Annotated in this window: 21 protein-coding genes and 2 tRNA genes; 9 read left to right on the forward strand and 14 right to left on the reverse strand. The window is 38.0% G+C overall.

All coding sequences use genetic code 11. The features are described from left to right. Positions 1 to 2: 2 nt before the first annotated feature. The 4 genes from recF to dnaA form a co-directional block, all read right to left on the reverse strand. Positions 3 to 1,103 carry a DNA replication/repair protein RecF gene (gene recF, locus AB5150_RS12010; protein WP_055222370.1) on the reverse strand — a complete coding sequence of 367 codons (1,101 nt, stop codon included), beginning with the start codon at positions 1,101 to 1,103 and terminating at the stop codon, positions 3 to 5. Positions 1,104 to 1,135: 32 nt separating this feature from the next. After that, on the reverse strand, positions 1,136 to 1,345 hold the full coding sequence (locus tag AB5150_RS12015) for an RNA-binding S4 domain-containing protein (RefSeq protein WP_015534430.1): 210 nt from the start codon (positions 1,343 to 1,345) through the stop codon (positions 1,136 to 1,138). Positions 1,346 to 1,359: 14 nt separating this feature from the next. Further along, positions 1,360 to 2,466, reverse strand: a complete 1,107-nt coding sequence (dnaN, locus tag AB5150_RS12020; protein WP_022217382.1) for a DNA polymerase III subunit beta — start codon at positions 2,464 to 2,466, stop codon at positions 1,360 to 1,362. A 398-nt stretch (positions 2,467 to 2,864) separates the two neighbouring features. Next, positions 2,865 to 4,232, reverse strand: coding sequence for a chromosomal replication initiator protein DnaA (gene dnaA / locus AB5150_RS12025; protein ID WP_022217383.1), 1,368 nt, complete (start codon positions 4,230 to 4,232; stop codon positions 2,865 to 2,867). 671 nt (positions 4,233 to 4,903) lie between these two features. Here dnaA and rpmH point away from each other — a divergent pair. The 8 genes from rpmH to rsmG all read left to right on the forward strand — a co-directional run bounded on the left by rpmH (position 4,904) and on the right by rsmG (position 11,880). Continuing rightward, the gene (rpmH, locus tag AB5150_RS12030) at positions 4,904 to 5,038 is read left to right on the forward strand and encodes a 50S ribosomal protein L34 (RefSeq protein ID WP_004852723.1); all 135 of its coding nucleotides are present in this window, start codon (positions 4,904 to 4,906) and stop codon (positions 5,036 to 5,038) included. 77 nt (positions 5,039 to 5,115) lie between these two features. Beyond that, entirely contained in the window at positions 5,116 to 5,457 is a 342-nt protein-coding gene (rnpA, locus tag AB5150_RS12035; protein ID WP_022217384.1) for a ribonuclease P protein component, read from the forward strand. 4 nt (positions 5,458 to 5,461) lie between these two features. Further along, positions 5,462 to 5,674 (forward strand): membrane protein insertion efficiency factor YidD, encoded by a 213-nt coding sequence (gene yidD / locus AB5150_RS12040; protein WP_022217385.1) that lies wholly within the window; start codon positions 5,462 to 5,464, stop codon positions 5,672 to 5,674. An 11-nt stretch (positions 5,675 to 5,685) separates the two neighbouring features. Further along, a complete protein-coding gene (locus AB5150_RS12045) occupies positions 5,686 to 7,020 on the forward strand; it encodes a YidC/Oxa1 family membrane protein insertase (RefSeq protein WP_022217386.1) in 1,335 nt (444 codons plus the stop codon). Beyond that, a complete protein-coding gene (gene jag / locus AB5150_RS12050) occupies positions 7,020 to 7,646 on the forward strand; it encodes an RNA-binding cell elongation regulator Jag/EloR (protein ID WP_022217387.1) in 627 nt (208 codons plus the stop codon). Before AB5150_RS12045 ends, jag begins: the two co-directional genes overlap by 1 nt. Positions 7,647 to 7,829: 183 nt before the next feature. Then, positions 7,830 to 9,209, forward strand: coding sequence for a tRNA uridine-5-carboxymethylaminomethyl(34) synthesis GTPase MnmE (gene mnmE, locus AB5150_RS12055; RefSeq protein ID WP_022217388.1), 1,380 nt, complete (start codon positions 7,830 to 7,832; stop codon positions 9,207 to 9,209). 37 nt (positions 9,210 to 9,246) lie between these two features. Then, positions 9,247 to 11,127 carry a tRNA uridine-5-carboxymethylaminomethyl(34) synthesis enzyme MnmG gene (gene mnmG, locus AB5150_RS12060; protein ID WP_022217389.1) on the forward strand — a complete coding sequence of 627 codons (1,881 nt, stop codon included), beginning with the start codon at positions 9,247 to 9,249 and terminating at the stop codon, positions 11,125 to 11,127. Between the two features lie 45 nt (positions 11,128 to 11,172). After that, a complete protein-coding gene (gene rsmG / locus AB5150_RS12065; protein WP_368291933.1) occupies positions 11,173 to 11,880 on the forward strand; it encodes a 16S rRNA (guanine(527)-N(7))-methyltransferase RsmG in 708 nt (235 codons plus the stop codon). A gap of 35 nt (positions 11,881 to 11,915) precedes the next feature. Here the strand turns inward: rsmG and AB5150_RS12070 are convergent, their stop codons facing one another. The 10 genes from AB5150_RS12070 to trmB all read right to left on the reverse strand — a co-directional run bounded on the left by AB5150_RS12070 (position 11,916) and on the right by trmB (position 22,891). After that, entirely contained in the window at positions 11,916 to 12,878 is a 963-nt protein-coding gene (locus AB5150_RS12070) for a 3'-5' exonuclease (RefSeq protein WP_022217390.1), read from the reverse strand. Positions 12,879 to 12,916: 38 nt separating this feature from the next. Continuing rightward, positions 12,917 to 12,990: transfer RNA gene (locus AB5150_RS12075), tRNA-Arg, on the reverse strand. A gap of 37 nt (positions 12,991 to 13,027) precedes the next feature. Continuing rightward, positions 13,028 to 13,900, reverse strand: coding sequence for a DUF3881 family protein (locus AB5150_RS12080; protein ID WP_015534425.1), 873 nt, complete (start codon positions 13,898 to 13,900; stop codon positions 13,028 to 13,030). A 38-nt stretch (positions 13,901 to 13,938) separates the two neighbouring features. Further along, positions 13,939 to 15,231: a serine--tRNA ligase gene (gene serS, locus AB5150_RS12085; protein ID WP_368291935.1), complete on the reverse strand. Its 1,293-nt coding sequence runs from the start codon at positions 15,229 to 15,231 to the stop codon at positions 13,939 to 13,941. Between the two features lie 273 nt (positions 15,232 to 15,504). Further along, complete coding sequence (locus AB5150_RS12090; RefSeq protein ID WP_022217392.1) at positions 15,505 to 16,035, reverse strand: DUF4446 family protein; 531 nt, start codon at positions 16,033 to 16,035, stop codon at positions 15,505 to 15,507. A 49-nt stretch (positions 16,036 to 16,084) separates the two neighbouring features. After that, on the reverse strand, positions 16,085 to 17,053 hold the full coding sequence (locus tag AB5150_RS12095; RefSeq protein WP_022217393.1) for a ParB/RepB/Spo0J family partition protein: 969 nt from the start codon (positions 17,051 to 17,053) through the stop codon (positions 16,085 to 16,087). Positions 17,054 to 17,065: 12 nt separating this feature from the next. Continuing rightward, entirely contained in the window at positions 17,066 to 17,836 is a 771-nt protein-coding gene (locus AB5150_RS12100; protein ID WP_022217394.1) for a ParA family protein, read from the reverse strand. A 1,363-nt stretch (positions 17,837 to 19,199) separates the two neighbouring features. Then, entirely contained in the window at positions 19,200 to 20,891 is a 1,692-nt protein-coding gene (argS, locus tag AB5150_RS12105; RefSeq protein WP_055145978.1) for an arginine--tRNA ligase, read from the reverse strand. Positions 20,892 to 21,029: 138 nt separating this feature from the next. Beyond that, positions 21,030 to 22,160: a sensor histidine kinase gene (locus AB5150_RS12110; RefSeq protein ID WP_055145981.1), complete on the reverse strand. Its 1,131-nt coding sequence runs from the start codon at positions 22,158 to 22,160 to the stop codon at positions 21,030 to 21,032. Between the two features lie 83 nt (positions 22,161 to 22,243). After that, on the reverse strand, positions 22,244 to 22,891 hold the full coding sequence (gene trmB, locus AB5150_RS12115; RefSeq protein WP_015534422.1) for a tRNA (guanosine(46)-N7)-methyltransferase TrmB: 648 nt from the start codon (positions 22,889 to 22,891) through the stop codon (positions 22,244 to 22,246). A gap of 239 nt (positions 22,892 to 23,130) precedes the next feature. Between trmB and AB5150_RS12120 the strand changes: the two genes are divergently transcribed. Beyond that, positions 23,131 to 23,203, forward strand: a tRNA-Lys gene (locus tag AB5150_RS12120). Positions 23,204 to 23,444 lie beyond the last annotated feature (241 nt).

The raw sequence follows: 23,444 nt of genomic DNA on the forward strand, positions 1-23,444 counted from the left end.
TGTCATGCTTCCTCCGTTCTTACTCTGGTGGCCGTTCCCTCTACCACTCTATAAACATTGTTGATTATTACCTGCTCTTTAACAAAATCATCATATCCCGTACAGGTTATGATAGTCTGTATATCTTTTATCTCTTCTATCAATGCATCACGTCTGCTGGTGTCCAGCTCGCTCATGACATCGTCCAGAAGCAATATCGGATTATCATTGATTATCCTTTTTACAAGTTTTATCTCCGCCATCTTGAGTGACAGGGCAACTGTTCTCTGCTGTCCCTGTGAACCATATTTTCTAGCGTCTATTCCATTTATGAGAAAACTTATATCATCTCTGTGTGGACCAGATTGTGTACTTGAATATCTGATATCCATCTCAGTCTTTTCCTGAAGTGTCTCATCGAATTTATCTTCATCGACATTGCACTCATACACTATCTCTAGCTTTTCCTTGCCCGATGTGAGATGACTGTGGATCTCCCCAATTATCTCATTCATCATGTCGATAAAATTTCTTCTCTCTTTTATTATCCTCGACCCATAGTCCACAAGCTGCATATTCCACACATCCAGTGTATCTATGAGACTTCTGTTATGATAAATCTGCTTTAACAGATTATTTCGCTGATTGAGTATCCTGTTATATGATGCCAGATTCTGATAATACAATCTGCTTATCTGACACAATTCAAGATCCATGAACCTTCTCCTCTCGGCTGGTCCATTTTTAATGATAGTCAGATCTTCAGGTGAAAAGAATATGACATTGAGAAGACCATATAATTCCGTGGCCCTCCTTATGGGTATGCCATCGATCGCCACTCCCTTATTTTTGCTCTTTCGAAGATGCATATCTATCTTGTGCGATATGTCTTTCTTGTTGACAAATAATCTTATATGGCTCTCATCTTCACCTATCTTTATGATATCTTTATCCTGCGTATTTTTTCTGTGTGACTTCGTAGTCGCTGCCATGTATATGGATTCAAGTATATTTGTCTTGCCCTGGGCGTTATCGCCGTACAGGATATTCGTATTTTTTCCAAATTCTACTTTCACATTACTGTAATTTCTGTAATTACTCAGCTCTATCGACTCTATATACATAACCTTCACCATCTGCAAGATGGCGACCACAATTATTTCTGAATACTTATCTTATCACCATCAAATTCTACTTCATCACCATCATAAAGCTTTCTTCCACGTCTGGTCTCTATCTCACCGTTAACCACAACCAGTCCCTGAACTATGACCTCCTTTGCGTCAACTCCTGACTCCACCAGACCGGCAGCCTTAAGCGCCTGTCCAAGCTTTATGAACTCATCTCTTAACTTGATTATCTCCATATTCTCACCCCTTCTTACTCTTCGTTGATTCCCATAGGAAGGATAAGGTAGATATATGTCTCTGCATCATCCTTGATAACACATGGAGATTTTGTATTGTTGAAATAAATAGTTACATTCTCATCGTCAATTACTCTGAGTGCATCTATTATAAGCTTTGGATTAAATCCAATGACAAGATTGTTACCTTCCTTCTCGATATCTATCTCCTCATTCAGAGAACCGATGAGAGAACTGATCTTGAGACCGAGAGTTCTGTCATCAATACTGAGTCTGATAGGCTTCTTGTCTGAATCCTTTATAAGAAGAGTTGCTCTGTCCAAACTGTCAAGGAACTCTCTCTTGTTTATCTTCATCTTGATCTGATAATCAACTGAGAGCATATGGCTTATTCTGAAATACTCGCCCTCTATCAGTCTTGAAACAACCTTTGTATTGTCAAACTCAAATAATATATTGTTGTCAGTGAAATAAATATTTACAGGATCATCAACTCCACCGTTCATGATCTTACTTATGTCGCTGAGGGATTTTCCTGGAACTACAACCTTAATGTCTGAATTATCTCCCTTGAGCTCTATATATCTGATGGATATTCTGTGTCCATCCAGAGAAACCACGCTGAGCTTATTGTTTGATACCTCAAATAACTCACCGGTCATAAGCTTATTGTTCTCATTATCTGATATAGAGAATATTGTCTGATTGATAACCTCTCTCAGCGCAAACTGAGATATGGTTATGAACTTATCCTTTGATACAACAGGAAGATTGGAGAAATCCTCTCCTGACTTTCCAGGTATGTTGAACTCAAGTCTCTCACACTTGATAAGTGTCTTGCTGTCCTTATCACTCTCTATAGTTATGTCACTGTCAGGAAGCTTTCTTATGAAATCTGAGAAAAGCTTTGCCTCGAGTGCAACCTTTCCGTCCTCTATAACAGTACCGTCAACATAACTTTCTATTCCTATCTCCATGTCATTAGCTGTGAGCTTAATAACACCGCCTGCAGCTTCAACCAGGATACAAGACAGTATCGGATGGGTCGTCTTGTTGGAGACAGCCTTTGATACGATATTTATACCCTGAAGTAAGTTAGATTTTCTTATGGAAATTTTCATTTTAAGTGTGATCTCCTTTCATGTCCAAATATAATGATCATCAAAATATGATATGTGTGTATAACTTCAAATAACAACAAACAGTGCGAGCGTTTAACTATAAATATATTAAGATAATTAGTAGTATCAGTAGTAGTGCTTTTGATAATGTTGAAAGTGTATCAAGCCCTTACAAATCAAGGCTTTGAGAATTATGTGTCCATGTTACTAATCAATTTTAATCTGTTCATAAACTGACCATTTACCAACATGGCAAAATCCTGTTCATCAGGAGTAAGAACAATTCTCAAACACATAACAACATGTAACAAACATCAAATAACAATATACAATCACGTTATGTTTGTAAGGTTATAAACAAATAAGTGAGTTTATAATATAAAAATGTGGATAACTTGCTATTTTTGTGGATTAAGCTTCTTGATTATGACGTCAACCATCTCAGCAAATTCCGGATCCTTCTCAATCTTATCTTCAACCTTCTGTATATTGCTGTGCACGGTGGAGTGATCCTTTCCTCCAAATGCATCTCCTATACTCTTCAGCCCCTTGTCCGTGTACTTTCTGCACAGGTACATGGATATCTGACGGGCAGTGGCTATATCCTGGCTTCTCTTCGTGGATACGATGTCACTGACTGATATATTAGTGTGCTCTGAAACAGTGTTGATAATGAGCTCAGGTGTTATGGTAACCTTGGAATCCTTGGATATGAAATCCTTGAGGACGTTCTTGGCAAGTTCCTCAGTGATCTTGATATCTCCGAGCTCTGAATATACGCTGAGCTTGTTGAGCGCACCCTCAAGCTCACGTACGTTGTAGGTTATATTGTTGGCGATATACTCAAATATCTCCTCGCTGATGATATCGGTAAGTCCCTTTATCTCAGCCTTGTTCTTGAGGATAGCCATACGTGTCTCGTAATCAGGAGCGTGGATGTCGATAGGAACACCCCACTCAAATCTTGATCTGAATCTCTCATCCAGAGTCTTAATCTCCTTTGGTGGCTTATCCGACGACAGGATTATCTGCTTACCTTCGTCATGAAGAGCGTTGAAGGTGTCAAAAAATTCCTGCTGCGTACTTGCCTTACCGATCAGGTACTGGATATCATCGATCAGAAGAACATCCACTGTTCTGTATTTGTTTCTGAATTCTTCAGTTTTATTCTTGGAGATTGCTTCTATGATCTCATTCGTGAATTTGTTCGATGGCACATAGAGAACCTTCATATTACTATTGTGCTGGAGTATATAGTGGGCTATGGACTGCATAAGATGAGTCTTGCCCAGTCCTGATCCTCCATACAGGAAAAGCGGATTGAACTTGTCCTGTCCAGGTGAATCGGCAACTGCCAGACATGTTGCGTGAGCGTGCTTGTTACTCTCACCAACAATAAAGTTCTCAAATGTGTAGTCAGGTCTGAGATTGCTCTTGGCAATGGCATCGTTGTAGTCCTCTGAATATGTAGGGGACTTTTCATCCTTTCTCATCTGACTCTCGAGTGTGAATATAACCTGAATTGAATCGTCCTGAAAGAGCTCTCTGAGAACTGTTTCAAGATATATATCAAATAATTTTCTCTTGAGAAATTCTACGCCTCTCTGTCCGTAATCCTCGTCCAGAGTGAAATAGACCTTGTTATCCTCAACTGAATATATCTTGAGAGGTTCGATCCATGTATGGATCATGATATGGGAAATTCCATGTTCATTTTCAAGTATATTCAAAATGTCATTCCACTTGGCTAATATTAAGTCCTTCATCGTAAAAAACCTTCCTCAAAAAAATAATTCTTCCTATTATTAATAACACTATTACATTTTATAATAAATGCACCCCTATTTCAAGCATATTAAGGTCAAAAACAAGATAAATTGCCTTTATTTTGATTTTACATGCTTATACGGTTAGGTACACGTATTTGGGGGTAAAATCAAAATAAACGAGAATAAGGGGCAAAAAATGAAAAAGTTAATAAAAAATCTTATTTGTGTATAATCCACATGGAATGTTGATAACTTTGTTACATAAGTTTCATAATAATTATTATTTTCAAACTTATGTAAATATAAAAAAATGACTGTTTTATATTTGTGAACATCACAAACAGCGATAAATACTGGGTTTTTTAGAATTAAACCCACAAAAGTAAAAAGTTATCAACAAGTTACCAACAAATTGTGGATAACATTATGTAAAGCGACTGGTAACAAAAATTAAATGCTTACAAAAATGTGATTAATTTATGAAACCACAACATTTTGTGATTAATATTAATGTATCCACCTAATTAATCCAGAACGATTCGTCACCTTTATCAAATAGTGGCTGAAATCCTTATAAAATATAGGAAAAACGGCAAAAAAGGCTTGACTCACATTACCTATTTATTTATAATAGGCAAGTAAATTTGTAAAGAAGGAGGTGTTTTGTAATGAAGATGACATTCCAGCCTAAGAAGAGACAGAGATCTAAGGTTCATGGCTTTAGAAAGAGAATGAGTACTGCTAATGGCAGAAAGGTACTGGCCGCTAGAAGAGCTAAGGGAAGAAAGAAATTATCAGCGTAAGGTCACATGGTTGTGACCTTTTTTTATAGGGTCACAGCAACAGTTTTTCTAATAATCAAAGTTTCGGTGGTTACACAATGAGTAAGATGATTACATTAAAAAACAGCAGAGAGTTTGGCAGTGTGTACAGCACAAAGAATTCGGTAGCCAATAAATATTTAGTTATGTATCTGAGAAGCAACGGCTTGGATTACAACAGACTCGGAATCTCTGTTAGTAAGAAAGTTGGTAACAGTGTGGTAAGACACAGGGTAACCAGATTGATTAGAGAAGCTTACCGATTAAACAGAGCAAATATTGATGTTGGCTATGACATAGTGATAGTAGCCAGACCGTCATCAAAGGACAAGAAATGTCAGGACATTGAGAGTGCTTTGATGCATTTGTGTGGGTTAAAGAAGATAAGCCACATAGGGTAAAAAAATGAAAAAAATATTTATTGGTTTAATCAAATTTTACAGGAAGTATTTGTCACCGCTTAAGGGACATGCTACCTGCAAGTATTTTCCTACTTGTTCGCAGTATGCAATTGAGGCTATCGAAAAGTATGGAGTTTTAAAAGGTGGTCTCCTTGCAGTATGGAGGATACTTAGATGCAATCCTTTTTCAAAAGGAGGATATGATCCAGTTCCATAAAGGAGAAAATTATGTTTCTAACTAGAGAAGATGGTATGATACTCGGACCAGTTTGTTGGGTTCTCGGTAAGATATTCAACTGGATATATATGTTCGTTGGATTTATCGGAAATCATATGGGAATCACATATGTCAATTTAAGCGTGTGTGTTATATTGTTCACATTTGTACTGAGAGGTGCACTGTTCCCATTATATTTCAAACAGCAGAGATCTACCAAGATCATGAGTTTCATCCAGCCTGAAATTGCCAAGGCAACAAAGAAATATAAAGGCAAGACTGATCAGGACTCAATGATGAAGCAGCAGCAGGAAACTCAGAAGATCCAGAAAAAATATGGTGTCAGCATGGCATCAGGATGTCTGACTTCGCTTATACAGCTGCCTATATTCTATGGTCTGTACAGGGTTATCCAGAACATACCTGCGTATGTTCCTTCAATGACCAAGAAGTACAGCGAGATCGTGGACATATTGAGTACAAAGACTGATTATATCAAAGCTATAAGTGATGTAGCCGGAGAGTCAAAGGTCAGCACTGTGACAATGGCTCTTAAGCAGATGGGAGATGATCCTACAAGAAACCAGATCATTGATGTTCTTGACAAGTTTGCCAAGAGCGACTGGGATAAATTGATAAGTAATCTTGATCTTGCAGGCAATGCTACTCTCACAAGCTATGTTGACCAGTTCCACAACATGAATCAGTTCCTGTTTGGACTGAATATTGCAGATGCACCGGGATGGAAGCTTTCAATAGCTTTGGTGGTTCCTATCGTTTCTGCTCTCCTGCAGTTCTTACAGACAAAGATATCCATGAAGTCATCACAGAATAACAACATGGATAGCAATCAGCAGACAGCCAACAACATGATGAAGGGTATGATGTACTACATGCCTATCATGTCACTTATATTCTGTATAACTCTTCCTATAGCTATCGGTCTTTACTGGATAGTTGGTTCTGTTATTATGATAATATCTCAGCTTATAGTTGATGCTTATTATAATCATCAGGACAAGGATGAGCTGCTTGCAAAATGTGCCGAGAAGGCTGCCAAGAAGCAGGCAAAGAAGAAGAACCCTGACAAGAAATCTTTCTATGAGAGAATGATGGATGCTCAGAATGGTAACGTTCCAACAGAGAACAGTCAGTCAGAGAATATAAATAAGATGGCTTCTTCAAGACTTAAGAGTTATGTTAATCCTGCACATTCAGTGAATGTTGACAGTGATGATGTAACCCGCAGAGAAAATGTAAACTATAAACCAGGCAGTATAGGAGCTAAGGCGAATATAATGCTTAAGTACCAGAACAATAGCAACGATAAGGGAGGAAATAAATAATGGAATTCTTAGAATTCAAAGGTAAGACCAAAGATGAAGCCCTTATGCAGGCCAGTGTTGAACTTGGAGTCCCTAGTACAGATCTTGAGTATGAAGTTATCAGCGAAGAGACAAAGGGATTTCTTGGTATAGGTTCAAAGCCTTGTATCATAAAGGCAAGAAAAAAGAAGACATTCCTGGACGATGTTAAGGAGTACCTTGACAGCCTGTTCAAGGCTATGGATATCCAGACAGAGATCCAGATGGATTTTGATGAGGAAGAGAATGTTCTGTCTATCAATCTTGAGGGACCAGAGATGGGAATTTTGATTGGAAAGCGTGGACAGACTCTAGATGCTCTTCAGTATATTATAACACTTGCTATCAATAAGAAGAGCGAGTCACGTATCAGAGTTAAGCTCGATACAGAGAACTACAGAGCAAGAAGAAAAGAGACACTTGAGAATCTTGCCAAGAATATAGCATTCAAGGTTAAGAGATCAAAGAGATCATTTGCTCTTGAGCCAATGAATCCTTATGAGAGAAGAATAATCCATGCTACTCTTCAGAACGACAAGTATGTAGCAACCAGAAGCGAGGGCGAGGAGCCATATCGTAAGGTTATTGTATATCTCAAGAAGAAATAATAGTCACGCTGATGCGTGTAAAGATCATCGCAATATTTTATGGTGACAGGAAAGAGATCATTTGAGAAAATGGTCTCTTTTTTGTTGCAGTTTAGTCTTTTTATATGGAAAATGAATTGGTAATGTTGTACACTACATAGATAGGTTGTTTAATCACGGTGAAAGGAAAAGTGTAAGACAGATATGTTCAAGGAAGATACCATTGCAGCTATAACCACCGGTATGAGTAATGCCGGAGTTGGAATAATAAGGATCAGCGGAGACAGGGCATGTGAGATAACAGACATGTTGTTCCGCGCTGCAAATAAAAACAAAAAAGCGGTAAATATGAAATCTTACACTGCTGCATTTGGTGGTGTGTATGAGGATGACAGAATGATAGATGAGGCTATACTTCTGGTCATGAAGGCTCCCCATACGTACACATGTGAGGATGTGTGTGAACTTCAGTGTCACGGAGGTATAGTAGTTCTCCGAAAGATACTTGATCTGGTAATAAAATGTGGTGCAAGGGCAGCCGAACCTGGAGAATTTACAAAGAGAGCATTCCTCGGTGGAAGGATAGATCTGTCACAGGCAGAATCCGTCATGGATATAATAAATGCAAAGAATGACTTTGCAGCCAGAACGTCTGTGGAGCAGCTTCAGGGAAGACTTAGGGATAAGATCATTGATATGAGAGAACAGATTCTGTACAATGTGGCGTTTATTGAATCTGCTTTGGATGATCCTGAACACTACAGTCTGGATGGTTTTCCACAAAAGTTAGAAATAATTGTGGATAACCTTGTAGATAGTGTGGATAACCTTTTGACAACATTTGACAATGGAAAAGTGTTGTCTGAGGGAATAAATACGGTTATTGTTGGTAAACCGAATGCGGGTAAGTCTTCGCTGATGAATATGTTTGTGGGCGAAGAAAGGGCGATTGTAACAGATATGGCCGGCACAACCAGGGATACGCTCAGTGAAGTGATAAATGTAAGAGGTATAACTCTGAACATAGTTGACACTGCGGGAATAAGAGATACAGATGATGTAGTTGAGAAGATAGGTGTGGATAAGGCATTAGAGTCTGTGGATAAAGCTGATCTTGTGCTCTATGTGGTAGACAGTTCAATTGACCTGGATGAGAACGATCACAGGATCATGTCCAGAATACAGGATAAGAATGTTGTTGTGATACTCAACAAATCTGATCTGGAAAAGAAGATAGACGAATCGAATATTAAGAAATATATAGATGCAGATATAATTCAGTTGTCAGCACTGACCGGTGATGGCAGTGAAGAATTGTATGAGCTTCTGAACAGGATGTTTTTTGAGGGTACACTGACATATAATGATCAGCTTTATATCACTAATACCCGGCACAAAAATGAACTTGTGTGCACCAAAAATGCACTGTTAAAGGTTAAAGAAAGCATAGATATGGGAATGGAGGAAGACTTTTTCTCCATTGATCTCATGGATGCGTATGAACATCTCGGTTTGATAATAGGTGAAACTGCCAGAGATGATCTGGCTGATAAGATATTTAAGGAATTCTGTATGGGAAAATAGATTGCAGGATATAAGGTACTGGAAGGAGGACATTTGTATGCCTGTTTTGAATGAAGAATATGATGTGGTAGTTGTGGGGGCAGGACATGCAGGATGTGAGGCAGCTCTTGCAAGTGCAAGACTTGGTCTGAATACTATTATTTTTACGGTGAGTATGGACAGTGTGGCCATGATGCCATGTAATCCGAATGTAGGAGGAAGCTCTAAGGGACATCTGGTAAGGGAAATAGATGCACTTGGCGGAGAGATGGGCAAGAATATAGACAAGACGTATATTCAGTCAAAGATGCTCAATGCGTCTAAGGGTCCGGCGGTTCACTCTCTTCGTGCCCAGGCAGACAAGGCAAATTATTCCAGAACCATGAAGCACACCCTTGAGAATACGGATAATCTCACATTGAGACAGGCAGAGGTGTCGGAAATTATTATCGAGGATAATGTGGTTAAGGGTGTAAAGACATATTCGGGAGCAACTTATTTTGCAAAGGCTGTGGTTCTGTGTACAGGAACATACCTCAAGGCGAGATGTATATACGGAGATGTCGTATATCACACCGGACCTAATGGACTTATGGCAGCTAATTATTTGTCAGATTCCATGAAGAATGCAGGGATAGAGATAAGAAGATTTAAGACGGGAACCCCTGCCAGACTGGATAAAAGAACGATAGATTTTTCTCAGATGGAGGAACAGAAGGGCGATGAGAAGATAGTTCCATTCTCATTTACAAATACTGAGGCGGATATAAGACGTGATCAAATATCATGCTGGCTCTGTTACACAAATGAGAAGACACATGAGATAATCAGAGATAATATAGACAGATCACCTCTGTTTTCAGGCGTGATCGAGGGTACAGGACCAAGATACTGCCCTTCCATTGAGGATAAGGTTACGAAATTCCCTGATAAGACCAGACATCAGATATTTATTGAGCCTGAGGGTGAATATACGAATGAGATGTATATGGGTGGAATGAGCAGCTCTCTTCCTGAGGACGTTCAGTATGAGATGATACACAGCATGAAGGGACTGGAGAATGCAAAGATAATAAGGAATGCTTATGCCATCGAGTATGATTGTATAAATGCCATTAACTTAAAACCTTCTCTGGAGTTTAAGAGTGTATCAGGACTTTTTGGTGCCGGCCAGATAAATGGAAGTTCAGGATATGAGGAGGCTGCAGCCCAGGGTATAATGGCAGGAATCAATGCTGCCAGAAAAGTACAGGGCAAAGAAGCGGTGGTTCTTGACAGATCACAGGCATATATAGGAGTTCTTATAGATGATCTTGTCACAAAAGAGACATCGGAGCCATACAGAATGATGACATCCAGAGCTGAGTACAGACTTCTTCTCAGACAGGATAACGCTGATCTGAGACTCACGGAGATCGGACATGAGATCGGTCTTATAGATGACAAGAGATATGCTGCATTTACAAAGAAGAGACAACAGATAATGGATGAGATACAGAGACTTGAGAGCACCATGGTTGGAGCAAATTCAACCATACAGAAGTTCCTTGAGAATCTTGGAAGTACAGGACTTAAGACTGCTGCATCTCTTGCAGAACTTATAAGAAGACCGGAACTGTCATATGAGGCGATTGATCCAATAGATGAGGGAAGAACCAAACTTCCGGATGATGTTATAGAACAGATAAATATAACCATAAAATATCAGGGATATATAGACAGACAGAATCAGCAGGTAAATCAGTTTAAGAAGCTGGAGAAGAAAAAGCTGCCGGCAGATATTGACTATAATGATATATCAAATCTCAGAATCGAGGCCAGACAGAAGCTGTCTCTCATCAGACCTGAAAATATTGGACAGGCGTCAAGAATATCAGGAGTTTCTCCGGCTGATATATCAGTATTGCTGGTGTATCTCAAGATGAAGGGTAGAGACTAAACTGGTATAGAAGTTATTCAGAATAATTTGTTGAAGGAGAACAATATGGACAGATTAAATTCCATAACAAAACAGTTTGGTCTGGAATTGAGTGATAAGCAGATAGAACAATTTTCAAAATATTATGATATTCTGGTTGAGTGGAATAAGGTAATGAATCTTACAGCCATAACTGAAAAGGAAGATGTAATAATAAAGCATTTTGCTGACAGTCTGCTTTTTTCAAAGTATAAAGATCTTCATGAGAATATTGACGTTATAGATGTTGGTACAGGTGCAGGATTTCCGGGAATTCCTCTGAAGATTGCTTTTCCAGAGCTGAATATAACACTTATGGATTCGTTGAATAAGAGATTAAAGTTCCTCGATGAAGTTATAGATGAACTTGGACTGCAGGATATCCACACTGTTCATTCAAGAGCAGAGGATGGAGGCAGAGATGAGATGCATAGAGAAAAATATGATCTGGCTGTATCCAGGGCAGTTGCCAATCTTGCAACTCTGTCGGAATGGTGTATTCCATTTGTCAAGCCGGGTGGATATTTTGTATCTTATAAGTCAAATGCTTTGCCGGAAGAGATGCGGGATGGAAAGAAAGCAATCAGGATTCTTGGGGGACAGGTCGAGAACATATTTAATACGAATATACCGGAGACCAATAACCAGAGAAGCTTTGTGTTTGTAAAGAAGATTGCACATACAGACAACAAGTACCCGAGAAAAGCGGGAGCTGCTAAAAAGCCAATAGCATAAAAAAATAAAACAGCCTCAAATGGCTGTTTTATTTTTTAGTTTGAAGATTTCATATGTCTTTTTTCTTTTCTTTTTTCACGAATATCTTCCTGTTTTTGTTTAATTGCCTCTATACCCTGTTTGTCGATAGGTTTTATTGTCTTGTGAACATAATAGTTATTGTTTACAGATTTGAATTTTATCTTGCCACAAAAATAACCATGCATCCAGCATTTTCCAACACACATGTACGATGATGGACTATTTGCAAACCAGTCAATATGTGTCTTGACCTTCTTGCTGCATTTGTAACAACGAATCTGAGTTACTTTTTCATCGTCCAGTGCTGCATGTTTATTTCTGAAACCCCTTGAGATATATTCGTACTGGTTATTATGAGATACTTCAATCTCTTCTTCTTTATTCTTAGGTGTTATATAGAGATCAAAGCTGTAAAGCTGATTTATATTCTTGGCTTTCATCTCTTTCATAACAAGTGCGGTGTATCTTGCATCGTTGAGAGCTGTGTGAAATGGTTCATTTTCTGGAATATTCATCTCACTGACCGCTTTTTCAAGTTTACTCATACTCTGAGGTATTCCTGAGGTATTCGTAACGCTTGCATATATACTTTGGAGATTCAGAAACTTAAGTGGCCTAGGAAGCTTGTCCATATAATAAAAGTCCATATTAGTCTGAAGCTCTGTGAGGTCCATAGGTCCCCATGTGCAGAATATGTAATCTTTTCCACACCAGTCAAGAAATTCTGAACAGACTTCCTTGAATCCTCTTCCGAGACTCAGGTCATCCTCATCATAGTTCAGAATTGTTCTGATCTTTGAATGTAATTTCTTATAAATTTTTGGTTTGATAAGACTTGAGTATTCGTCAATGATGTTGAGATTCTTATCTACCTTAACGGCACCAATCTCTATAATTTCAAAAGGCATACGTGGATGTTCACCCATATGCCCATTGTAGCTTTGATTCCATTCAAGATCCATAACAATATAATTCATAGTCATGTCCCTTTAGAAAATTTATTAGTGAAAAATAGTGCACCTGACGGGATTCGAACCCACGACCTTCCGCTTAGGAGGCGGACGCTCTATCCTGCTGAGCTACAGATGCACATCAATTATAAGTGTAACATTTATAGAGTTTATAGTCAAGGATTAACTATATGCCCCTGAAGCCACACATCACCCTTGAATCTTCTTCCCGGAGCAGGTTCACCCAGAAGATGGTTTTTGTTGATCGCTACGGTAAATGTCAGATCATTGCTTTCTACATCAATCAGATATATCGATTCATTTGTATAACTGTTGGTTGTCTCGATATATGATGTGATAGTTCCTATAACTGCGTAGTGATCAGTCTCAATACCGACAGGCATGAAGCTTGATTTCACTATGGACAGAACATCCTCTTTGTGAGTCCTTCTTCCAATGGTGTTATAGGTGTCCATATCTTCAAGAGTAAGACTTTCTATTGCGTCCGGATCACCCTTCTTTGCAGCCTCGATGAGTTTACTTCTCTTTGCATTGCCGTAGGATGTATTTTTATCACTGTGATCATCCACATCAAGAATGATCATACCATTTACTGACAGACCGGAAAAATACGCCTTTGAAAAGTACTTGTTTGATCTGTTCATCCACAATGATTTTTCATAGTCTGCTATGTTGGTTATGAAGAAAATAAGAGTCATTCCAAGACTGAAATCACTGCTAACACCGGCATATGCTCTCTTGTCAGAATATTTCTCAACGTATATATTTTCGTCATCGGTCAAAAGCTTTGATGTGACGTAAGGAAAATAATACTCAATGGATATTGAGCCATCCTTTGACATTTCACCTACAAGCGATATTCCAAATCTCTCCCCAAAGTCTTTGCTGAATTGTACAAGACAGGTGTCAGCACTTATAGTTGATATAAATTTCCTGTCAGGCGATTCAAGAATCTGCCTGTATATAGGTTCAAGCTGCTGTCTGTTTTTTATGTTAGTAAAGCCTATAGATGGAAGAAAACTATGCATTCCGACACCTCCCTTGTTGTATGTTTTTATTTATATTATTACTTTCCTGTCTTCTCAAGATACTCTTTTCCACCCATGTATGGACGAAGCTTCTCTGGAATTCTGACTCTTCCGTCAGCCTGGAGATTGTTCTCAAGGAAAGCGATAAGCATTCTTGGTGGAGCAACAACTGTATTGTTGAGTGTATGAGCGAGATACTTCTTGCCATCCTCGCCCTTTACTCTGATCTGAAGTCTTCTTGCCTGTGCATCGCCAAGGTTTGAACAGCTTCCAACCTCGAAGTATTTCTTCTGACGAGGTGACCATGCCTCAACATCTACAGACTTAACCTTGAGATCTGCAAGATCTCCAGAACAACACTCAAGTGTTCTTACAGGGATATCCATTGATCTGAAGAGATCAACTGTGTTCTGCCACAGCTTGTCAAACCACATCTTGCTGTCCTCAGGCTTACATACAACGATCATTTCCTGCTTCTCAAACTGATGGATTCTGTATACACCTCTCTCCTCAATTCCGTGAGCACCCTTCTCTTTTCTGAAGCAAGGTGAGTAGCTTGTAAGAGTCTTTGGAAGCTCATCCTCAGGAATGATAGTGTCGATGAACTTACCGATCATTGAGTGCTCTGAAGTTCCGATGAGATACAGATCCTCACCCTCAATCTTATACATCATGGCATCCATCTCAGCAAAGCTCATAACACCTGTGACAACGTTGCTTCTGATCATGAAAGGTGGAATACAATATGTGAATCCTCTGTCTATCATGAAATCTCTTGCGTATGAGATAATAGCAGAGTGAAGTCTTGCTATGTCGCCCATGAGATAGTAGAAGCCGTTTCCTGCAACTTTTCTTGCTGAATCGAGGTCAATTCCTCCAAGTGCCTCCATGATATCTGCATGATAAGGAATCTCAAAGTCAGGAACAACAGGCTCACCATACTTCTGAACCTCTACATTCTCTGAGTCATCCTTTCCTATAGGAACTGATGGATCAATGATGTTAGGAATTATCATCATGATCTTCTTAACCTTCTCCTTGAGCTCAGGCTCTAAAGCTTCAAGCTCCTTGAGTCTTGCTGATGTCTCAGCAACCTGCTTCTTAACTTTCTCAGCCTCTTCCTTATTTCCCTGAGCCATAAGAGCACCGATCTGCTTTGCTATTGCATTCTTGTTTGCTCTGAGTGTATCAGCTTCCTGCTGAGCAGCGCGAGCCTGTTTGTCAAGCTCTATTACTTCATCGACAAGTGGAAGTTTGTCATTCTGGAATTTATTCTTTATATTCTGTTTTACTACGTCTGGGTTTTCTCTTAAGAATTTAATATCAATCATGATATCCTCCTATTAAATATATAAATTTATTTGAAAATATATTATAATAATGTAGCTACATAATATATTTTCATGTTTTTGTTTCTTTTTATTTTCTTGTTTATTTTATAAATCTTGTTCTTATCGTTTTAGCGATTTTACGTTTTATACGCTTTTTTGTTTTATACGCTTTTGTATTTTATATACTTTTGTGCTTTATACGCTTTTCTATTTTATGTGTTTCATACACATTTGTACGTTGCATGTTTTGTATAATATTTTTTTGAAATATGGTTATTTTAGTTTGTTTTCAGCTATTTCATCCTCGAGGGTTTTAGCTCGTTCAATAGCCTCTTTTTCCTCTTCTGACAGTGCAACATATGCTTCACCACCTATGATCTCTTTTGCATAGTTAAAACAGCCTTCTCTGGTATGCATACAGTTGAGTACGACACCATTGTTCTCTGTATCCAGAAGAGCAAGTGCAAAACTTAGATTACCACCCATTCCTTCAAATGCATTATACTTTACAAGACCAATTTTACTGACACATGCTGAAAGATGACTCTGTATTTCCTTATGTTCCTTTGTGAGTCGCTTGGAATTGTTTTTTACAGCATCCATCTCAGCGAATCTTTTCATGATAATATCTTCAAGATCACCTGCCTGAGTTCCGCTCAACAGCCTTTTTATCTGTTTGTTTCTATTTTTAATATTGCCCATCAATATGAATAATAGTACAAACAAGGCTATTATGAGAACCAGCATACCAATTAGTATGTAGGCAGGATCAATACCTATTTTTTGTAATATGGAACTTTCCATTATAATATTGTCCTTCCTTGATTGTGCATATGTATGATGCAGATGGTTACTACATCATTTCTTTATTGATTGAGTAAAGCATCTCTGTTATTCGGTCAAGCTCGTCCTGAGAATAGTAGTTTATCTCAATTTTGCCTTTGTCGTTATTAGATGCCTTGATAGCTATCTTTGCACCTAAAATTGACTTTAATTTGTTCTCTATATCAGAATAGAAGACGGATAAATCCTTTTGAGGCTTCTGTTTTTCCTCTTTTTCCGGCTTTTTCTCCAGAATTGCCTTTACATATGCCTCTGTTTCTCTAACACTGAGCTTCTGATCGTATACAATTGCAGCCGTTTCGTACTGTAATTTAGGATCTTCTATAGGAATAAGTGCTCTGGCATGTCCTGTTGATATCATATTATACATGACCATCTGTCTTACATCCTCGCAAAGCTTCAGAAGTCGGAGAGAATTGGTTATTGTTGATCTGCTTTTTGATACTCTCTCTGCAACTTCTTCCTGCTTGAGATTATATTCCGATATAAGAGCTTCGTAAGCCTCAGCTTCTTCAATTGGATTCAGATCTTCTCTCTGAATATTCTCTATAAGAGAAATCTCCATTATTTCTTTGTCAGTATAATCACGTATAACTACAGGAACTTCCTTTATTCCTGCCATTCTGGCAGCTCTCCAACGTCTTTCACCTGCAATTATCTCATAATAATCGCCTTTTTTAGTGACAATCAGAGGCTCAAGAACACCATATTTCTTAATGGAATCAGATAATTCCTGTAATGCCTCTTCATCAAACTGCTTTCTTGGCTGTGACTTATTTGGCTCAATGAGATTGATCTTAATCTTCTGTTCAACCTCTTTTACAACTTCCTTCACAACCTCTTTGGTAACTGTTTTTACCTCTTTACTTGTGTTTTCAGAGGAGTTTTGCTGATTATTTCTACTTCGGGACGGCTTTGAAGCCTCTGAAGTGCCTAAAAGGTCGTTCAAACCTCTTCCTAAACCTTTTTTCTGTGCCATATTAGCCCTCCATTATCTATAGTAGTCATTTTCTATAACTTCATCTGCCAACATCATATAATGCTCAGCTCCGGCTGATCTTGGATCATACTCAATTATTGGCATTCCGTAACTTGGCGCTTCAGCAAGTCTGACATTTCTTGGTATAACTGTGTTGTATATGTGTTGTTTGAGGTTTTCTTTTACATTTTCAACAACCTGAACTGATAAATTGGTTCTTGAGTCAAACATTGTAAATACAACACCTTCTATAGTAAGAAGTCTGTTCAGATTTTTTCTTATCAGTTCAATAGTGTATACCAACTGTGAGAGACCATCCAGTGCGAAAAATTCACATTGAATAGGTACAAGTACCGTATTTGCTGCTGTAAGAGCATTTACAGTAAGCATTCCAAGTGCAGGAGGACAATCAATGATAACGTAATCAAATTTGTTCTTTACCTTCTTGATATGTGTCTTAAGAATGTGCTGCATATCCTCCATTCCGACAAATTCAACCTCAGCACCTGCCAGTTCTCTGTTGGCAGGAATGAGATTAAGACCAGGATATACGTTTATGAGCATACATTCTCCTATGTTGCACTCATTTCTCAACATATCATAGACTGTGTATTCAAGAGAATCCCTGTCTACACCTAATCCACTTGTCATATTGCCCTGTGGATCCATATCAACGGCCAGAACCTTTTTACCCTTTGCTGCCAGACATGCGGCAAGGTTTATGGCTGTTGTTGTCTTGCCAACGCCACCTTTCTGGTTAGCAATCGCTATAATTCTGCCCATTTTGTCTCCTTTTCATTCAAAAAAAGAATGTTTCACGTGAAACATTGTTGTTTGCTTATTTAATATAGATAAAATATGATGATATTTTATGTTATAAATAGTGCTTGTCTATTATAGCACTTATAAAGTGCTAATTCTACAAAATACAGAAAAAATATGATGTTTAATAAAATGTTTCACGTGAAACATTCTATTATCTAATGAATGGATAATATCGTATACAAAGTGGCAATTAAACTGTGTAAAATCTGATAAATAGTGGGTGCATGTTTTGTATTCGTTATATGGGTAAAGTTTCACGTGAAACATTTTATAATTGAATTAATGGTTAAAAAGGCAAGTAAAGTATTGACTATGCTTGAAAGTTCTGGAAATTCTTTGAAAAATCAGAATAATAGACAAGAAAGTACAATTATTATATGTGGATTACTTAGACATATAAATATTATATGTAATGATGAAAATGTTTCACGTGAAACATGAATATTATCAAATAAATCAGAAAAGTAGTTCATGGAGTGATAATTGAGTTGTAAAATACTTTGTAATAATGTAAATGAATAATAAGGTAGCAGAAACAACAAACAAGATGTAAAAGATTTATAAGTGTAGAAAACAAATGTATGCGATATCTGAAGTTTGAGTTGAAATACGTTTATCATAAAGTTTCACGTGAAACATTCAAATATATATAATATTAAAGCAAAATTAAATATACAAATGATCTATTTATTGAAATTATTTAAATCACCATATAATTTATTAATTAACAGCTTTAAAGATTCTGTATTCATAAAAACGCAATGTAGAATATAGAAGTATATAAAGGAATAGAACAGAAGAGATTATATAATACGTAATATGGTTAGAAATATGATTTTGTTATTGTAATAAACAATTTCTTCACAAAGAAATTGTAAAACTTAGAAAAACAAGAGAAGAATACCTAAAAATATTCAGATATAAGAAAAAATACCTGAAGTAAAGATATTCAGAACAAAATTATCTAGGATAATAATTTCGAAACAATGATGTCTGGAAGATAGTGTTTAGAAGACAATATTCAGAATGAAATATTCAGAATGAAATATTCAGAATGGAATATTCAGAACGATAATACTCAGAACGATAATACTTAGAACAATAATATTCCGAATAATGACAGCCAGATAAGAATATTCAGAACAGAAATATCATGAGTAATATTATTTAGAGAAAAGTATCAAAAACAATAATATCTATGACAATATAATTTAAAATGGTTCCTGGAGATATATGAGAAAAAGAGAATGTTTCACGTGAAACATTCTCTTTTTCTTTAACCAGGTTATTTGGTCATATATTAATATAGAAGAAACACTGATTACATTGCCTCTGGAGCTTCGATTCCAAGGAGGTCAAGTGCCTCAGATATTGTATTCTTAGTGAGATATGTGAGCATAACTCTTGCATTCTTGAGCTCAACATCATCTACATTGATTCTTGTTGAGTTATAGAACTTGTTAAATGCCTGAGCAACATCAACTGCATATCTTGCTACAACAGATGGCTCATACTTATCAGCAGCATCCTTGATCACAGATGGGAATCTGTTGATCTCTTTTAATAACTCTATGGCATCCTGCTCTGTAATGAGACTGTAGTTAACCGGTTTTGATGGATCGAATGACTCAGCAAGTCTTACAACGCTGCAGCATCTTGCATGTGTATACTGAACATAAGGACCTGTCTCACCATCAAAGTTGAGAACCTTATCCCAGCTAAATGATACATCCTTGATTCTCTGGTTATATAAGTCATTGAAAAGAACAGCACCAACACCAACTTTCTTGGCTACATCCTCCTTGTTTGGAAGATTTGGGCTCTTTTCGGTGATTATCTCAAGACTCTTTGCAATGGCATCCTTCAGAATATCCTCTGCGTATATGATATTACCGCTTCTGGTAGAAAGCTTTGCTCCCTCAAGACTTACAAGACCATAAGGAATGTGAACAAGCTGATCCTTTGCCCATTCGTTTCCAAGAAGCTCAACTACCTTGAATACCTGTGCAAAATGAAGTTTCTGCTCCTGACCGGTTACATATAAGCACTTTGAGAAGTGATATGTGTCTTTTCTATAGAATATAGCAGCAAGATCTCTTGTTGCGTATATTGAGCTTCCGTCTTTCTTGGTTATGATACATGGAGCCATATCGTAATCTGAGAGATCAACGATCATAGCACCTTCGCTCTCCTTCAGAAGACCGGCAGCCTTAACCTTGTCCACAACAGCCTGGCACTTGTCTCTATAGAAACTCTCTCCAAGATAGTAGTCGAAATCCATTCCGAGGAGGTTGTATGTTCTCTTGTATTCAACAAGACTTATATCCTTGAACCACTGCCATATGCTGAGTGCTTCCTCGTCTCCATTTTCCATCTTGTTGAACCATGCTCTTGCCTCGTCAACAAGCTCTGGATTCTTGTCAGCCTCTTCATGGAACTTCACATACAGCTTCATGAGCTCTGAGATTCCATCCTTCTCAACAGCTTCCTTTGAACCCCATGCCTTGTAAGCTACGATAAGCTTACCAAACTGTGTGCCCCAATCGCCAAGGTGATTTATTCTTACAACATTGTATCCAAGCTTGGAATGAATCTTGTAAAGAGAGTTACCGATTATTGTAGTTCTGAGATGGCCAACATGGAAATTCTTTGCAACATTAGGAGATGAGTAGTCAATACATATGGTCTGTCCCTCGCCTATATCGGATTTGCCGAAGTCATCTGTGTTGGCTGCCTCTATCATTGTCTTTACAAATACATCTTTCTTGATATAGAAGTTCAGGTATGCACCTGCTACATCGATCTTCTCGATGAAATCTACATCTCCTATGGCTTCCTTTATATCGGCTGCAATCATATTTGGGGCTTTTCTGAGCACCTTTGCCAGTCTGAAGCAAGGAAATGCAAAATCACCCATATCAGGGCGTGGGGGGATCTCGATTGAAGCCATGATATCTGACATTTCGATTCCTTCTACGTTATTTGAGATAAGCTGTGCAATTTTTTCTTTCATGATAATGTTCCTTTTATGTTTATTTTATTCGAAATATATATGTGTTGATAAAACAACATATACACAATATAACACTTTGCTACTTTAAGATATCCAACCTGTAAACTAAGTAATATATGTCTTTCAACAGATACGTTATTATTCAAGTGGAATAGTAAATCTTACATTTGTTCCGGTTTTTGAATCTCCATCGATCTTCAGAGTTCCATTTAACAGATATATGATCTCCTTGATTCTGTGGAGACTGCTGTACCATGGACTGTTGGTATCATAATTGTTGTCTATACCCACGCCATTGTCGTTGATATATACATCTATGAGCTTACTGCTCAGATATATCTTGATTGAAACCTTGTTGGCATTTGAATGAACAAATATGTTGTCCATAATATCTTTAGTTATTGATAAAAGATATGTAGCTACAATACCTGGAATATTCATGGCATAATCAGCACAGTTGATGTCGTATGATATGCCACATTCAGGATGTTCATCCCTGTAACCCTGGAAAAGTTTCTCAAGATGATTCCATACAGGCTCTTCGCTGTCTGATTCTCCAGAGAGAGAATTGGCAAGTTCATCTACATGGTCGGCAAGTTTTGCCGTTGACGAGGTGAGCTCTTCGAGTGTGACCTTAGCTCTGTTGATATCTGATCTTATAAGCCAGGACAGTACATCCAGCTTGTGTGAATTGGAGTCAAGAACATCTGTGATGTCGGATTGAATCCTGTCCGCAAGCTGTTTTTTCTCATATTGGTACAATCTGAGGATATTTTTTCCGTGATCCGCTGCTGTCAGGGAATCAGTATCTGGTCCGTCTGTTTCTGTTGTATCTTCATTATTAATAGTAGATACTTCCTCAGTCACCTCCGTCAGAAGATCATCTATATGTCTGTTGGAGGTGGATAAATCAGTTATACGCTTCTTAAGCAATGCTGTTTCTTCTTCGTCCTCTTTGATCTGAAGATGAAGAGTCTGCTGCATATCCTGAAGCTCTTTTAACTGAAGCTCTATCTGAGTAGCCTTTTCCTGCTGTGAGGTGGTGTCTACTGAGAATGGTGAAAATACATTGTGACCAGTGCTTGTCTTGAAGGAGTATACATCTAATGTCTTTATAAGCTGGTCTATTTTTGCCTTGAGTTCAAAATCTTCAGTTTTGAGTGACTGAACCTGCTCAAGCTTGCTGATATATGAATCATTGAAGAAATTCAACAGATCCTGATTGGTCTTGCGCACCAATTTGAGACTTTCTATAGAAGATGTATCCATGATGAAACTCCTTTCCATAAATTTGCTGTAATCTTCATTGTAGTATACCAAAAACTGTGTGTCAACAAATGCAAAATCAACGTTTATTTCTTTTCTCTGTATGCGACGAGTCTGTTGATAGGTGTTCCCATTGCTGAGAATTTGGTCTCATACTCGGTCATGATGTTGCCTTCGTTGTATTCTGAATTGTGAAGGTCATATGTGTAGTTCTCAAGGATCCATCCTGCCTCGGGAACCTGTTCCAGAGAGAAATCAAAGAGACCTCTGTTATCAGTCTTAAATATAACTCTTCCCTCAGGGGCGAGGAGCTGATCATACAGACCAAGAAAATGTGTAGATGTGAGACGTCTCTTGGCATGCCTGTCCTTTGGCCATGGGTCCGAGAAATTGAGATATATTCTATCTACTTCATTTGTATCGAATACGTCAGTTATATATTCGGCATCCATTCTTATAAAGTAGAGATTCGTCATCTCAGGTTCAAGCTCTCTTTTCTCAAGGGCACGCACCAGGACACTTGAATACTTCTCTATGCCTATGTAATTGATATCAGGATTGCGTCTTGCAAGCTCCATGATAAACTGTCCCTTGCCCATGCCTATCTCAATATGTATAGGGTTATCGTTGTCAAATAACTCATGCCAATGCCCCTTCATGCCTGTTTCATTGTGCACTACATAGTCATTTGCTGCGATAGTCTCTCTTGATCCTTTTACATTTCTCAGTCTCATAGTAATCTCCATCTATTTATTGTAAAAATCTTCTTTTTATTGAAAAAGTCATACCTTATAATAATAACATAGGCGAAAATGATATTCAAACAATATATATAACTGGTAATTTTGGTATGGGATAGGAGCAGAGTAATACCGAACAAATAAAAATGAAAAAAGTTGAAAAAAACACTTGCATTATAAAAAGAACTAATGTATACTCTAATCTGTTGTGACGAACACAACATGATAAATACGGGCCGCTAGCTCATTTGGTAGAGCACCTGACTCTTAATCAGGGTGTGCGGGGTTCGAGCCCCCGGCGGCCCACTACAAGGTGGATTGACTGCAATATAATTGTGGCTGGTTCATTTTTTTGTCACTCAGTTTGAAATCATTTGCTGGATGTCAGAAAAGTTGAAAAAAATGAGAAAAACACTTGCATTATTCTCAGAACTGATATATAATCTATTCTGTTGTGACGAACATAACAAATAAATACGGGCCGCTAGCTCATTTGGTAGAGCACCTGACTCTTAATCAGGGTGTGCGGGGTTCGAGCCCCCGGCGG

This window comes from Coprococcus sp. RTP21281st1_F1_RTP21281_210402 (assembly GCF_040915325.1).
GTDB lineage: Bacteria > Bacillota > Clostridia > Lachnospirales > Lachnospiraceae > Coprococcus > Coprococcus aceti.